The organism is Pseudomonas sp. WS 5027 (assembly GCF_012985695.1).
Classification (GTDB): domain Bacteria; phylum Pseudomonadota; class Gammaproteobacteria; order Pseudomonadales; family Pseudomonadaceae; genus Aquipseudomonas; species Aquipseudomonas hygromyciniae.
Map to the genome: position 1 here is coordinate 1 of NZ_JAAQWU010000044.1, position 14,161 is coordinate 14,161.

Here is a 14,161-nt window from a genome sequence, read left to right on the forward strand (position 1 = left end):
CCCAATAAGCCGAATGCGTTGTACCAGATACACCGCAGCGGCTGGTTTTGGGGCTGCTTCGCAGCCCAGCGCGGGGCAAGCCCGCTCGCCACAGGGGAGTTCGTCAGTTTCTGAAAGTTGTGTAGATACCTATGCTGCGATAGGGATCTATCAGCAACTCATGGGCTGACTGATCTACCGCTATCGCTGGCAAGCCAGCTCCCACATTTTTGATCTCCTCCCCCGCTCAGGCATACTGGCCACCCTCCGCATTGCAGAATCAATATCCACCCCATGCGTATCCACGTCAGCTTCATCGACCGCGTCGGCATCACCCAGGAAGTCCTGGCCCTGCTCGGTGGCCGCAATCTCAACCTGGATGCGGTGGAGATGATCCCGCCCAACGTCTACATCGACGCGCCGACCCTGAGCGTGGAGGTGTTGGAGGAGCTGCGCGACGCGCTGTTCAACGTCCACGGCGTACAAGCGGTGACCGTGGTCGACATCCTTCCCGGCCAGCGCCGTCACCTGCAACTCGACGCCCTGCTGGCGGCCATGACCGACCCGGTACTGGCCCTGGACAGCGCCGGCAAGGTGTTGCTGGCCAACCCGGCGCTGATTGCCCTGTATGGTCGCGAGCCGGCGGGCGAAAGCATCGCCGAACTGTTTGACGATCCGGCGCTGCTCGATACCTTGCTCGAGCATGGCTTTCGCCTGCCCCTGCGCGAGATCAGCGTCAACGGCCAGACCTTGCTGCTGGACGCCACTCCGATTACCGATGCCGGTGCGCTGCTGACCCTGTACCCGCCCAACCGGATCGGTGAGCGGCTGTCAGCTCTGCATCATGACCATGCCGAAGGCTTCGATGCGCTGCTGGGTGAATCCGTGGCCATCCGCACCCTCAAGACCCGTGCACAACGGGTCGCCGCCCTCGATGCCCCGCTATTGATCCAGGGCGAAACCGGGACCGGTAAAGAGCTGGTGGCCCGCGCCTGCCATGCCATCAGTGCGCGTCATAGCTCGCCATTCCTGGCGCTCAACTGCGCGGCCCTGCCGGAGAACCTCGCCGAAAGCGAGCTGTTCGGCTACGCCCCCGGCGCTTTCACCGGTGCCCAGCGCGGCGGCAAGCCGGGGCTGATGGAGTTGGCCGACCAGGGCACGGTGTTTCTCGATGAGATTGGCGAGATGTCGCCGTACTTGCAGGCCAAGCTGCTGCGCTTTCTCAATGACGGCAGCTTTCGCCGGGTCGGTGGCGATCGTGAGGTCAAGGTCAATGTGCGCATCCTCAGTGCCACCCACCGCGACCTGGAAAAAATGGTCAGCGAAGGCACCTTCCGCGAAGACCTGTTCTACCGCCTAAACGTATTGAATGTCGAAGTCCCGCCCCTGCGTGAGCGTGGCCAAGACATCCTGCTGCTGGCCCGCTACTTCATGCAGCAGGCCTGCGCGCAGATCCAGCGCCCGGTCTGTCGCCTGGCGCCGGGCACCTACACGGCACTGCTGGGCAACCGCTGGCCGGGTAACGTGCGCCAGTTGCAGAACGTGATCTTCCGCGCCGCCGCCATTTGCGAAAGCAATCTGGTGGACATTGGCGACCTGGACATTGCCGGCACCTCGGTCGCCCGCCAGAGTGACGGCGAGGTCGACAGCCTGGAACAGGCGGTGGAGGGTTTCGAACGCAGCCTGCTGGAAAAGCTCTACGTCAGCTATCCCTCCACACGCCAACTGGCCAACCGCCTGCAGACGTCCCACACGGCGATCGCCCATCGGCTTCGCAAGTACGGGATCCCCGGCAAACCCTGAGCCACGTGCTCACCAGAAGGTCCGACGCCCGCGCTGCACCACCGCCCCCTTGGCGCTGAAAAACAGGCGCTGGGCCATCGCCCCGCTGATCCGCGAATAGTAGATGGCGATGACATCGCTGTCGGTCTTGTCGACCAGGCTGCGAAAGCTCATAAAACGCTGTTCCGGCCGTTTCAAATGGCCGGCGCTGTACTCGGCATTCGGGGTCGCGGGCGTGCGGTAATGAAAATGGGCATAGGCCAAGACCTTGCCGTCCTTGTCCTTGACCATATATTCCTGCAGGAAATCATTCGCCCGCTTGAGGGCAATGCGCCCCTCTATCGGCAGGATTTGCACCTCATTTTGGCTTTGCAGATAGGCAATGCCCTCTTCGTCGGGTGCCAGGCGCTTGACCATTTCGATACGGATCAGCCGGCCTTGCTCCAGCAGATTGCGCGAGCCTTGGGCGAGCTCGTCGAGCAACGGCTTCTGGGTTGCCCGGGTACTGTCCTGCCCCGGGGCTTTGCGGATCTTCTCAGCCACCGCCTTCATCTTCTCGCTGTGACGCGCCAACCTGGCCTCGACGCTGGCGGGCTGGTTGGCGTTGCGGGCTTCGTTGCGGGCCTGGTCGAGCACAATCGCCTGGCGGTCCAGCAGTTTGCGCGCATCGCCCAGCAGTTTTTCCAGAGGGCGCACGGCCCGCATGGGCGGTGTACTGGCCTCGGTGAGCGTCTCAAATGTTTCACTGCCCGGGGTCTGGCGAAAGCTCGCCACCACGCTCTGATCGACAGGGTTGATGACGTCGACAATCCCCGCATCCTGCGCCGACGAGGTACCACGGGCCTGCCCCACCAGGTAGCGGTTCTTGCGATCGCGGATCAAGCGTTTGCCGGCGTCCAGCGCGGGCCCCGGCTTACGCGCGGGGGTGCGCTCGCGCTCGCGCAGCAGCGTGGCCAAGGAGTCTCTGACTTCGTGTTCGAGGGCGTTGAGCAGGCGATTCACGCTCTCAATGCTGCCCTCGTAAAGCAGATCAGTTGCCGTGTCGCCATACTCGCGCAGGCGCGCCTGGGTGTTGTCATAGTCAAGCAGCAGCGCGTCATACCCGTCGATGCGCTGCTGCACACTCAGGGGGCCGGGTGCCCGCAAGGTTTTTTGTGACTGGACCGATTGGATCGCCTCATCGACCAACGACCTGATCTGCATGAAGTCGTCATATTCCTCGGGGAGCGGCGGCCGGCGCAGCAGCACGCCACTCAGCGCTTTGAGTTGCACAGACTTCCAGTCCAGCGGCGTCCCGAGCACCGAGGGCGACATCGCGTCGGCACGGGCGGCATACCCTGGCATCTGGGCCAGCCGCGCATGGTTGTTGCGCTCCAGAATGCTCAATTCAATCAGTTTGTCGTTGTAGCCGATGATCTTCTGCGTGGCCTGGAAAAACGTCTGGTGCGCCGCCTGGGCAACGGCGACGTCTTCATCGCTCAGTTGCGCTTGCAACTGGCTGCGGCGCTCACCGGTAAAAGCCTCGGCCGCTCGGCTGGTAATCAGCACCGCCATTTGCAGGCGCAGGTTTTCGACGAGGTCTACAAGTTGCAGGATCTTCTCCTGCTCGAACCTCTCCACCGCTTGGTTAGCGTTGCGTGCGATCAACGCATCCAGCTTGGCGAGCTGTGCCTGGGATTGCTTCTCCAGTTCCACTAAATAGCTGGCGCGACGGTCATGCCGTTCTTGCTCAGTGAAACGCTCCGGTTGGCGTATGTGGGTTTTTAGGTAGCTCTCTTGCGCAGCCGCCACCCGCGTTTCGACCTCCGTCAAGCGCTGGGTCATCGCCTCATAATGACTTTTAAGCATCTGGTTACGCTGCTGGATGCTCGCGCGGCGGCTGGCGGCCGTGGTTTTTGGCTGACCGCCGAGCAGTTGCAGGCCCAGGTCCGGTTTCCATACCCCGTGCGCGTCTTTGCGCAGCCAGGGGCCCTGACGCTGAGGGGCTCGCAGGTCGACAATTCGCCAACGGCCCGCAACCTTTTTGACCCCATACACCTTGCTGTCGAGCAACAGGTAGTCGGCATGGCGGACTGTTCCCTGCGCACGCTGGACCGCGACCTGTCCCCGTACCGGCGTGTCCGGCGAGGTGATCGTGGGAGTTCCCGGCCACCGCTCGCCGCGCCCCGGCGACCAGCGGAAGGTCTCAAGCTGTGCCTGTTGCGCCGGGTCGAGGCGCAAACGCGAGTTGGCCCAGGAGAAATCCATTCCAGTGATATCCGCCAGTGAGCGCTGCCAGGCAAACGTCGACAACGCCTGCTGGGTATGGGTGATTGGCGGGCTCTCGAACTGCGCAATCGGGCCATGGGTGACCGCTCTGGTCTCACTCAAGCGCAAGCGTTCATCGAGGCCGACGACAGGGCTCAACAACAGGCCCGCCAGGCTGCCCATCAACTCGACCAGTGCCGTGGCGCTGTCTTCCTCACTGGCCGTGGCCGGCAACGCCAGCACGGTACGGAAACTGCCAAATACCAGGGACAGCCACCCGGCCACCGCCACCGGGCCCCTGAGCATGGGCAAGAGCGCGTTGAACAACTGCCAGAGGTCATTCTTGAACAGTGTCCAGCGCAACGCCTCGGTAGAGATGGATTGTTTTTCAGCGGTCTGCCAGAGGTTCCTGGCGTTTTCATCAAAGACGGCCTCAAGAAACACCCCTGGCACCGTCTCGTCACTGAGCAAGGCCGGGCTGGAAGCTGGTTGTTCGCTGTACTCGTCACCTTGCAGAAAACGCTGGACATGGGGGCTCAGAAAACCGCCATTGGCAAACAATGCCCGGCTTTTTTCGTCAAGACGTTCGAGTACCACAGCCTGTAAATCGCTGCCCGTGCGGGTGATCGCATCGAGCAACGCCTGGCGACTGGGGAACTGTTGGAGCACGGCCTCGACCTGATCGGGCCGATACAGAATATGGGGGAGTTCACCGTTGTCCCGCGGGCCGATGACAAACAGGTTGCTGGCTTTATGGGCGGCGCCGCCGGCATGGGTCAAAAACGCCAAGGGGCGGCCAACGATGACGGCCTGGCCGATGCTGCGCTTTTGCGGATCGCTCTGCAGCAGGGCCTGCACCACTCGCACGCCTGCGGGGGTAAACCCGTGGCATTGCCGCAGGCGGTTTTCCAGGGCGCGCATCGGCAGTTGCAGCGCCATCTGCTCGACAAACAAACGCCGACGGCGTGCCGCCTCTACCGGGTCTGACACTAACGCGGTCTTGAGTCGCGCCGGATAATGCCGGCCCACATCAACGGTTTCGATGAGCGTTTTCAGGTAGCCCGGCGTGACCCACCCGCCCGGCGCCTCTGGGCGGATCTGCACGTTGGCGTAGGGTGTGGCAAAGGGATTTTCCAGCGACCACAGCGTCAAGCTCTTGGTGGTGCGCTGGATCCAGCCCACGGTTGCGCCTTGGGTGCGTTCAAAGGTCAGTTGGCAATCATCCGGATTGACCGGCACGTGTTGCGGGTAATCCAGGCGCATCTGGCGTTGCAGCGCCTTGCGCGCATACACGTCGATCGGATCGAGCCCGTCGAGGAACGATGCGCCAGCGCTGCGTTTTTGCAAGTGCGCCAAGCGCTCAAGCCACTGGCCATAGGTGTATCGATCAGCGCTGTCGGCCGTCTGCAACCACAGGGGCAACTGCTCTTCGTGGGGTTGCTGGACATAATCGGCATCGAACCACACCTGGGGTGCGGTGAGCTGGCTGAACAGGTGCTTGTAGCTGTCGACGCTGGGCAGGGCCTGCCAATTGACCTGTTGCAGGTTACGCAGTTGGCGCTCCAGCAAGGCCTGGGCCTGTGCATCGAACACATCGCTCTGGGGCTCCTTGAGCACCCAGCTGACGAGCTGGCCGGGCCTGTAGTTGCTCATATAGCGCGGCAGCAAGGCGCCTAACTCGTCCTGCGTCGTGAGTTTGAGCACACTCATCGCCGGCACATAGACCAGGGTCACCGGCTGCTGCGCCACCTGGCGCTGCAAGACCAACAGCGGCAGCCACTCCCCCGGCCGGCCCTGCTGAGCGGCATAGACTTGATAAATGTGCAGCACATCCGGCAAGCCCAGCGCCTGGCGATCCGCCAGATAGCCCCAAAGCTGCTGCGGGCCGTCGCCCAAGCCCAGCAACTGCCTGCCCTCCTGCGACGTCAGCGGCGGGTTTTGCCGGGCCGTGAGTAGGCACGCGCGCAATTGCTTGCCCACCGCGCCCCAGCGACTGAGGCCAGGATCATCCGCTACCGGCGCACTCCAGAAGCCCACAAGCTGCGCACTGAAGGCATCGAACAAGCCAGGGGCCAGGGCGTCGAGCATGCGCGCGATATCGTCGACCGATACCCCAGCGGGAGCCGGGATGAGGTCTTGGCTGATGGAACTGACCAGCAATTGGTGAAGGTCTGCGCTGTAGGGCACCTGGGTGCTCATGCGACGCTGGATCAACGCATCCCCCAAGGAGGTGAGCTGCCCATAACTGTCATCCTCCTGGTTTCGCACGCCGAGCCAGGTACTCGTGGCGCGCAGGCCGGCGCCCGCGTGCCCTTCGTCAAGCCAGTCCTGGATCATCGACTCGGCCACCTGCATCAATGTCGGGCGCAGGGCAAACACACGCCCGAGATAGTCGCGGGAGGCATACGCCGGTGAAGTGTCGTGAAGTGCCGCCGTTGGATGGCTCATGTCGCGCGTCCTGCTGATTCGGAGCGAGGAAAGTAAGCTGGCCATGGGCGTGCGAGGCGCTACATAAATCAATGCACCGCGAAACTCTGTGTACTGAAAACGCTACAGCGGAACGTTTTCAATACACTGTCGATCGTCCTTCGCCATGCAAGGCTTTGATCCGCATAGGCTTTTTTTCTGCCATCGAAGCGTAGCGATTTCGCTACAGTCGTTAGCAGCGAGCACTCATCAACATTTTTTAAATCTTTGATTTATAACGATAAAAATATATTGGCCGCATTTTTGCTAAGGACTTAGCCATTCCAATCCCGTCCACCAGACGATTCTGGCCCTGAGGAGTTTCCATGAGCGAATTGCGTTTTACTGAAGATCACGAATGGCTGCGTGCCGAAGCCGACGGCAGCGTCACCGTGGGTATTACCGCGTTCGCGCAAAACGCCCTGGGTGATGTGGTGTTCGTCCAATTGCCTGAGCTGCAGGCCTACGATCAGGGTGCAGAAGCTTCCACCGTGGAGTCGGTCAAGGCGGCCAGCGGCGTGTACATGCCCCTGACCGGTGAAGTCCTGGAAGTGAACGAAAAGCTCAGCGACAGCCCGGAACTGGTCAACGAAGACCCGATGGGCGAAGGCTGGTTCTTCCGCTTCAAACCAGCTGATGCCGCTGCGGTAGCTAAGCTGTTGGATCAGGATGCGTACGACCGCCTGATTAAAGCCAACGCTGAAGCTTGAGGAGCGCGCCATGAGTATCAACCTGAGCACCGCCAACGAATTTATCGCCCGCCATATCGGCCCGCGCCAGGACGACGAGCAGCAGATGCTCGCGACCCTGGGCTTTGATTCCCTCGAAGCCCTGAGCGCCAGCGTGATCCCGGAAAGCATCAAGGGCACCGCCGTGCTGGGCCTGAGCGATGGCCTGAGCGAAGCCGATGCCCTGGCGTCGATCAAGGCCATCGCGGCCAAGAACCAGCTGTTCAAGACTTACATCGGCCAGGGCTACTACAACTGCCACACGCCGTCGCCGATCCTGCGCAACCTGCTGGAAAACCCGGCCTGGTACACCGCCTACACGCCGTACCAGCCAGAAATTTCCCAGGGCCGCCTGGAAGCGCTGCTGAACTTCCAGACCCTGATCAGCGACCTCACCGGCCTGCCGATCGCCAACGCATCCTTGCTCGACGAAGCCACCGCCGCCGCCGAAGCCATGACCTTCTGCAAGCGCCTGAGCAAGAACAAAGGCAGCAACGCGTTCTTCGCCTCGGTGCATAGCCACCCGCAAACCCTCGACGTGCTGCGTACCCGTGCCGAGCCGCTGGGCATCGAGGTGGTGGTGGGCGATGAGCGCGAACTGACCGACGTCAGCCCATTCTTCGGCGCCCTGCTGCAATACCCAGCCAGCAATGGTGATGTGTTCGATTACCGCGAACTGACCGAACGCTTGCACGCCGCCAACGCCCTGGTGGCGGTGGCCGCCGACCTGCTGGCCCTGACCCTGCTGACCCCGCCGGGCGAGTTCGGTGCCGACGTGGCCATCGGCAGTGCCCAACGCTTCGGCGTGCCCCTGGGCTTTGGTGGCCCGCACGCGGCGTACTTCTCCACCAAGGACGCCTTCAAGCGCGATATGCCAGGCCGTCTGGTCGGGGTGTCCGTAGACCGTTTCGGCAAGCCGGCCCTGCGCCTGGCCATGCAGACCCGCGAGCAACATATCCGCCGCGAGAAAGCCACCAGCAACATCTGCACCGCCCAAGTGCTGCTGGCCAACATCGCCAGCATGTACGCGGTGTACCACGGCCCCAAAGGCCTGGTGCAGATCGCCACACGTATTCATCACCTGACCGCGATCCTGGCCAATGGCTTGACCGCGCTGGGCCTCAAGGTTGAACAAGAGACGTTCTTCGACACCCTGACCCTGGCCACCGGCGCCAACACCGCAGCCCTGCACGACAAGGCCCGCGCCCAGCGCATCAACCTGCGCGTCGTGGACGCGGCACGCTTGGGCCTGTCGGTGGACGAAACCACCACCCAAGCCGATATCGAAACCCTGTGGAGCGTGTTCGCAGGCGGTAAAGCCCTGCCGGACTTCGCCGCCCTGGCCGCCAGCGTCGACAGCACCCTGCCCGCAGCACTGCTGCGCCAGTCGCCGATCCTCAGCCACCCGGTGTTCAACCGTTATCACTCCGAAACCGAGCTGATGCGCTACCTGCGCAAACTGGCCGACAAGGACCTGGCACTGGATCGCACCATGATCCCGCTGGGCTCGTGCACCATGAAGCTCAACGCCGCCAGTGAAATGATCCCGGTGACCTGGGCCGAGTTCGGTGCCCTGCACCCGTTCGCCCCGGCCGCGCAAAGCGCCGGCTACCTGCAACTGACCAGCGAACTGGAAGCCATGCTCTGCGCGGCCACCGGTTACGATGCGATCTCCCTGCAACCGAACGCCGGTTCCCAGGGTGAGTACGCAGGCCTGTTGGCGATCCGTGCCTATCACCAGAGCCGTGGCGAAGAGCGCCGCGATATCTGCCTGATTCCTTCGTCGGCCCACGGCACCAACCCGGCCACCGCCAATATGGCCGGCATGCGCGTGGTGGTGACCGCGTGCGACGCCCGTGGCAACGTGGATATCGAAGACCTGCGCGCCAAGGCCATCGAACACCGCGAACACCTCGCGGCGCTGATGATCACCTACCCCTCGACCCACGGTGTGTTCGAGGAAGGCATCCGCGAAATCTGTGGGATCATCCACGACAACGGCGGCCAGGTGTATATCGACGGCGCCAACATGAACGCCATGGTCGGCCTGTGTGCACCGGGCAAGTTCGGCGGCGACGTATCGCACCTGAACCTGCACAAGACCTTCTGCATCCCCCACGGCGGTGGCGGCCCGGGCGTAGGTCCGATTGGCGTCAAGTCGCACCTCACGCCCTTCCTCCCAGGCCACGCGGCCATGGAGCGCAAGGAAGGCGCGGTGTGCGCAGCACCGTTTGGCAGCGCGAGCATTTTGCCGATCACCTGGATGTACATCAGCATGATGGGCGGCGCGGGCCTCAAGCGCGCTTCGCAGCTGGCGATCCTCAATGCCAACTACATTTCCCGTCGCCTGGAAGAGCACTACCCGGTGCTGTACACCGGTAGCAACGGCCTGGTGGCCCACGAATGCATCCTGGACCTGCGCCCGCTCAAGGACAGCAGCGGCATCAGCGTGGATGACGTGGCCAAGCGCCTGATCGACTTTGGCTTCCATGCGCCGACCATGTCGTTCCCGGTCGCCGGCACCTTGATGATCGAGCCGACCGAAAGTGAATCCAAGGAAGAACTGGACCGCTTCTGCGACGCCATGATCGCGATCCGCGAAGAAATCCGCGCGGTGGAAAACGGCACGCTGGACAAGGACGACAACCCGCTGAAGAACGCGCCGCACACCGCTGCCGAAATCGTCGGTGAATGGAGCCATCCGTACAGCCGCGAACAAGCGGTGTACCCAGTGGCGTCGTTGATCGAAGGCAAGTACTGGCCGCCGGTTGGCCGGGTCGATAACGTGTTTGGTGATCGCAACCTGGTGTGTGCGTGCCCATCGATCGAGAGCTACGCCTGATCTGACTGAGTGAATACGGTCAAAAATGTGGGAGCGGGCTTACTCGCGAATGTGGTGGTTCAGTCACCAGATGCATCAACTGACACTCCACATTCGCGAGCAAGCCCGCTCCCACAATTGGACCGATTGTACCCGCCACATAATAAGAAACCGGAGAACCACTCATGTCTTTAAGCGTGTTCGACCTGTTCAAGATTGGCATCGGCCCCTCAAGCTCTCACACCGTTGGCCCGATGCGCGCCGCAGCCCGATTCGCCGAAGGCCTCAAGCGTGACGACCTGCTGCACGCCACCACCTGCGTCAAGGTGGAGCTCTATGGATCGCTGGGCGCCACCGGCAAAGGCCACGGCAGCGACAAGGCCGTGCTGCTCGGACTGGAAGGCGAACACCCGGACACCGTCAACACCGAAACCGTGGCGACGCGCCTGGCGCAGATGCGCAAGGACGGCTGCCTGAATTTGCTCGGCGAACACAGTATTGCGTTCAACGAGAAAGAACACCTGGCGATGATTCGCAAACCCCTCGCCTACCACCCCAACGGCATGATCTTTCGTGCGTTTGACGCCGCCGGTATCCAGATTCGCAGCCGCGAGTACTACTCGGTGGGCGGCGGTTTTGTAGTGGATGAAGACGCCGCCGGCGCCGACCGGATCGTCGAAGACGCTACGCCCCTGACCTTCCCCTTCAAGCATGCCAAGGATCTGCTTGGCCATTGCACCACCTATGGGCTGTCCATCAGCCAGGTGATGCTGACCAACGAAAGCGCCTGGCGCCCGGAAGCCGAGACTCGCAGCGGCCTGCTGAAGATCTGGCAGGTCATGCAGGACTGTGTGGACGCAGGCTGTCGAAATGAAGGGATCCTGCCGGGAGGCTTGAAGGTCAAGCGTCGCGCCGCGGCGTTGCATCGCCAACTGTGCAAGAACCCCGAATCCGCCCTGCGCGATCCGCTGTCGGTGCTGGACTGGGTCAACCTGTACGCCCTGGCGGTCAACGAAGAAAACGCCAATGGCGGGCGCGTGGTCACGGCGCCCACCAATGGTGCCGCCGGGATCGTGCCGGCGGTTTTGCACTACTACATGCGCTTTATTCCTGGTGCCAATGAAGATGGGGTGGTGCGTTTCCTGCTGACCGCCGCGGCCATCGGCATCCTCTACAAAGAAAATGCCTCGATCTCCGGGGCCGAGGTCGGCTGCCAGGGCGAAGTGGGCGTGGCCTGCTCCATGGCGGCCGGGGCCTTGTGCGAAGTGCTGGGCGGCACGGTTTCCCAGGTGGAAAACGCCGCCGAGATCGGCATGGAGCACAACCTCGGCCTGACCTGCGACCCGATTGGCGGTTTGGTGCAGGTGCCCTGCATCGAGCGCAATGCCATGGGCTCGGTGAAGGCAATCAATGCGGTGCGCATGGCCTTGCGCGGTGATGGTCAGCACTTTGTGTCCCTGGATAAGGTGATCCGCACCATGCGCCAAACCGGCGCCGATATGAAAAGCAAATACAAGGAAACCGCCCGTGGCGGTTTGGCCGTCAACATTATCGAGTGCTGATGCTTATAACCGCGCCAGCACGTTTTTCAGGAGCTGAATATGTCCACCGAAACCCTGTTGAAAACCCCGCTGCACGCCCTGCATCTCGAACTGGGCGCACGCATGGTGCCGTTCGCCGGCTATGACATGCCGGTGCAATACCCGCTGGGTGTGATGAAAGAGCACCTGCACACCCGTGAACAGGCCGGGTTGTTTGATGTGTCGCACATGGGCCAGATCCGCCTGACCGGCGCCAACGCGGCCAAGGCCCTGGAGACCCTGGTGCCCGTAGATATCATCGACTTGCCTGTGGGCATGCAGCGCTACGCCATGTTCACCAATGAGCAGGGCGGCATCCTCGACGACCTGATGGTTGCCAATCTGGGTAACGACGAACTGTTCCTGGTGGTCAACGCCGCCTGCAAGGATCAGGACCTGGCCCACCTGCGCCAGCATATCGGCGAGCAATGCCAGATCGAGCCGCTGTTTGAAGAGCGCGCCCTGCTGGCCTTGCAAGGCCCGGCGGCGGTGAAAGTGCTGGCGCGCCTGGCACCGGAAGTGACCAAGATGACCTTTATGCAGTTCGCGCCCCTGCGCCTGCTGGGGGTGGAATGCTATGTCAGCCGTTCCGGCTATACCGGCGAAGACGGTTTTGAAATCTCCGTACCCGCGGCCAACGCCGAGAGCCTGGCCCGCAGCCTGCTGGCCGAAGCGGAAGTTGCAGCCATTGGCTTGGGCGCTCGCGATTCCCTGCGCCTGGAAGCCGGCCTGTGCCTCTATGGCCACGATATGAACAGCGAGACCACGCCGATTGAAGCCAGCCTGCTGTGGGCCATTTCCAAGGTCCGCCGTGCTGATGGTGCGCGTGCGGGTGGTTTCCCGGGTGCCGATCGGATCTTCACCCAGCAGCAGACCGGTATCAGCCGCAAGCGCGTTGGCTTGTTGCCACAGGAGCGCACGCCGGTACGTGAAGGGGCAGAGATAGTCGATGAAAACGGCACGGTGATCGGCACCGTGTGCAGCGGCGGCTTTGGCCCCAGCCTTGGCGGCCCGCTCGCCATGGGCTACCTCGACATGGCCTACACCGCGCTGGATAGCCAAGTCTCTGCGTTGGTGCGTGGGAAAAAGGTGCCACTTCGTGTAAGTAAAATGCCATTCGTGCCACAACGTTACTTCCGTGGCTGATTGACTGTTCCTATAAGTAACGCGGTTGTGTTCATTCGCACTAATCTGTAACACAACCGCCATAAAACAGTGCACTGACGATAGTCAATGTTATGTCGTTTAACCTATAACAAGTGACCCACGCTATCGAATAACACAGTGCGGCATTGTTGACCGAAGTGTCATGAAGGCGAGTAAATACGCGGCTTGCAGAGGGCTTGTTTTTCCTGTGTTAGTTGGCGTAGAGTTTGCCCACTGTGTTTGCATGGGTCGCTTGGAACCTGGACCTGGGCAGTAGCTGAAGTAGTTGTGCTACAACCCGTTCGACGTCTCTTACTTTCCTGCAACCCAGCCCAGTACTCTTTCATGTGAAAGGGGCTGTCATTAATTTTTAGCGTCAAGGAAATAAGAAAATGGCTGAACGTCAGAGCGGTACCGTCAAGTGGTTTAACGACGAGAAAGGTTTTGGTTTTATCACTCCAGAAAGCGGTCCGGATCTGTTCGTGCACTTCCGCGCTATTCAGGGCAACGGCTTCAAGAGCCTGAAAGAAGGCCAGAAAGTGACCTTCATCGCTGTGCAGGGCCAAAAAGGCATGCAAGCGGACGAAGTACAAGCAGAAGCCTGATCCTTAGTGCGACAAAAAGCCTCTGATGGTGACATCAGAGGCTTTTTTATGTGTATTTGTCCGTAAAATGGCTTTTTTCCTTCAGAGAGCCGAGCCATGTCGAAACACCTGCTAAGCCCCCAAGGCGAATTCCCCGCCGTTGGCCTGGGCCGTCGTCTGGCAGCGATGTTCTATGACTTCCTGTTGTGTACTGCCCTGCTGATCGTCACTGCCTTCCTCTATAAGCTGGTGTGGATCGCATTTGTCGGCGAAGCAAAGATGCGCACGCTCTCGGAATCCGGCGCGCTGGACGGTGATCCGCTGCTGTCGACGATTCTGTTTTTTGTGCTGTTTGGTTTCTTTGCCAAGTTCTGGACCCATTCCGGGCAGACGCTGGGTATGCAAGTGTGGGGCGTGCGCGTGCAGAACGCGGATGGCTCACGCATCAGCCTGTGGCAGGCGCTATTGCGCTTTGTAGTGTCAATTGCATCGTGGTTATGTGCAGGGCTGGGATTTATCTGGTCGCTGGTGGACAAGAAACAGCGGGCCTGGCATGACATCTACTCCGACACGCAGCTGGTGCGGATCCCGAAGAAAAAGAAATAGCGCCCAAACGAAGTAAATCAAATGTGGGAGCTGGCTTGCCTGCGATAGCCATAGGTATCTACACAACTTTCAGAAACTGACGAACTCCCCCGTGGCGAGCGGGCTTGTCGGAACGCCGCATCGCCCGCGCTGGGCTGCGAAGCAGCCCCAAAAAGCCCGCCGCGTTTCTTCAGATAAACCGCGATGGCCGGGTTTAGGGCTGCTTCGCAGCCCAGCGCTGGC

General features: G+C 61.5%; 9 protein-coding genes. 7 read left to right on the forward strand and 2 right to left on the reverse strand.

The window, feature by feature from the left end:
- Positions 1–273 precede the first annotated feature (273 nt).
- Positions 274–1,782 carry a sigma-54-dependent transcriptional regulator gene (locus HBO09_RS28395; RefSeq protein ID WP_169999535.1) on the forward strand — a complete coding sequence of 503 codons (1,509 nt, stop codon included), beginning with the start codon at positions 274–276 and terminating at the stop codon, positions 1,780–1,782.
- Positions 1,783–1,791: 9 nt separating this feature from the next.
- Here HBO09_RS28395 and HBO09_RS28400 read toward each other — a convergent pair whose 3' ends face one another.
- Complete coding sequence (locus HBO09_RS28400) at positions 1,792–6,456, reverse strand: hypothetical protein (RefSeq protein WP_169999534.1); 4,665 nt, start codon at positions 6,454–6,456, stop codon at positions 1,792–1,794.
- A gap of 344 nt (positions 6,457–6,800) precedes the next feature.
- On the opposite strand from HBO09_RS28400, the gene gcvH reads away from it, so the two are divergent.
- The 6 genes from gcvH (at position 6,801) to HBO09_RS28430 (ending at position 13,939) form a co-directional block, all read left to right on the forward strand.
- Entirely contained in the window at positions 6,801–7,184 is a 384-nt protein-coding gene (gene gcvH / locus HBO09_RS28405) for a glycine cleavage system protein GcvH (protein ID WP_169999533.1), read from the forward strand.
- A gap of 10 nt (positions 7,185–7,194) precedes the next feature.
- Positions 7,195–10,044: an aminomethyl-transferring glycine dehydrogenase gene (gene gcvP / locus HBO09_RS28410; RefSeq protein ID WP_169999532.1), complete on the forward strand. Its 2,850-nt coding sequence runs from the start codon at positions 7,195–7,197 to the stop codon at positions 10,042–10,044.
- Positions 10,045–10,208: 164 nt separating this feature from the next.
- Complete coding sequence (locus HBO09_RS28415; protein ID WP_169999531.1) at positions 10,209–11,585, forward strand: L-serine ammonia-lyase; 1,377 nt, start codon at positions 10,209–10,211, stop codon at positions 11,583–11,585.
- 39 nt (positions 11,586–11,624) lie between these two features.
- A complete protein-coding gene (gene gcvT, locus HBO09_RS28420) occupies positions 11,625–12,749 on the forward strand; it encodes a glycine cleavage system aminomethyltransferase GcvT (protein WP_169999530.1) in 1,125 nt (374 codons plus the stop codon).
- Positions 12,750–13,141: 392 nt separating this feature from the next.
- A complete protein-coding gene (locus tag HBO09_RS28425) occupies positions 13,142–13,354 on the forward strand; it encodes a cold-shock protein (RefSeq protein ID WP_029300277.1) in 213 nt (70 codons plus the stop codon).
- 96 nt (positions 13,355–13,450) lie between these two features.
- Positions 13,451–13,939, forward strand: a complete 489-nt coding sequence (locus HBO09_RS28430) for an RDD family protein (RefSeq protein WP_029300279.1) — start codon at positions 13,451–13,453, stop codon at positions 13,937–13,939.
- Between the two features lie 17 nt (positions 13,940–13,956).
- Here HBO09_RS28430 and HBO09_RS28715 read toward each other — a convergent pair.
- The coding region (locus tag HBO09_RS28715) for a hypothetical protein (RefSeq protein ID WP_222933998.1) at positions 13,957–14,161 on the reverse strand (205 nt) is incomplete at its 5' end.

Bases quoted from the DNA above. Each gene is read 5' to 3' on its own strand.
- HBO09_RS28400 (WP_169999534.1), bottom strand. From the start codon at position 6,456: ATGAGCCATCCAACGGCGGCACTTCACGACACTTCACCGGCGTATGCC.
- gcvP (WP_169999532.1), top strand. From the start codon at position 7,195: ATGAGTATCAACCTGAGCACCGCCAACGAATTTATCGCCCGCCATATC.
- HBO09_RS28395 (WP_169999535.1), top strand. From the start codon at position 274: ATGCGTATCCACGTCAGCTTCATCGACCGCGTCGGCATCACCCAGGAA.
- HBO09_RS28425 (WP_029300277.1), top strand. From the start codon at position 13,142: ATGGCTGAACGTCAGAGCGGTACCGTCAAGTGGTTTAACGACGAGAAA.
- gcvH (WP_169999533.1), top strand. From the start codon at position 6,801: ATGAGCGAATTGCGTTTTACTGAAGATCACGAATGGCTGCGTGCCGAA.
- HBO09_RS28430 (WP_029300279.1), top strand. From the start codon at position 13,451: ATGTCGAAACACCTGCTAAGCCCCCAAGGCGAATTCCCCGCCGTTGGC.
- HBO09_RS28415 (WP_169999531.1), top strand. From the start codon at position 10,209: ATGTCTTTAAGCGTGTTCGACCTGTTCAAGATTGGCATCGGCCCCTCA.
- gcvT (WP_169999530.1), top strand. From the start codon at position 11,625: ATGTCCACCGAAACCCTGTTGAAAACCCCGCTGCACGCCCTGCATCTC.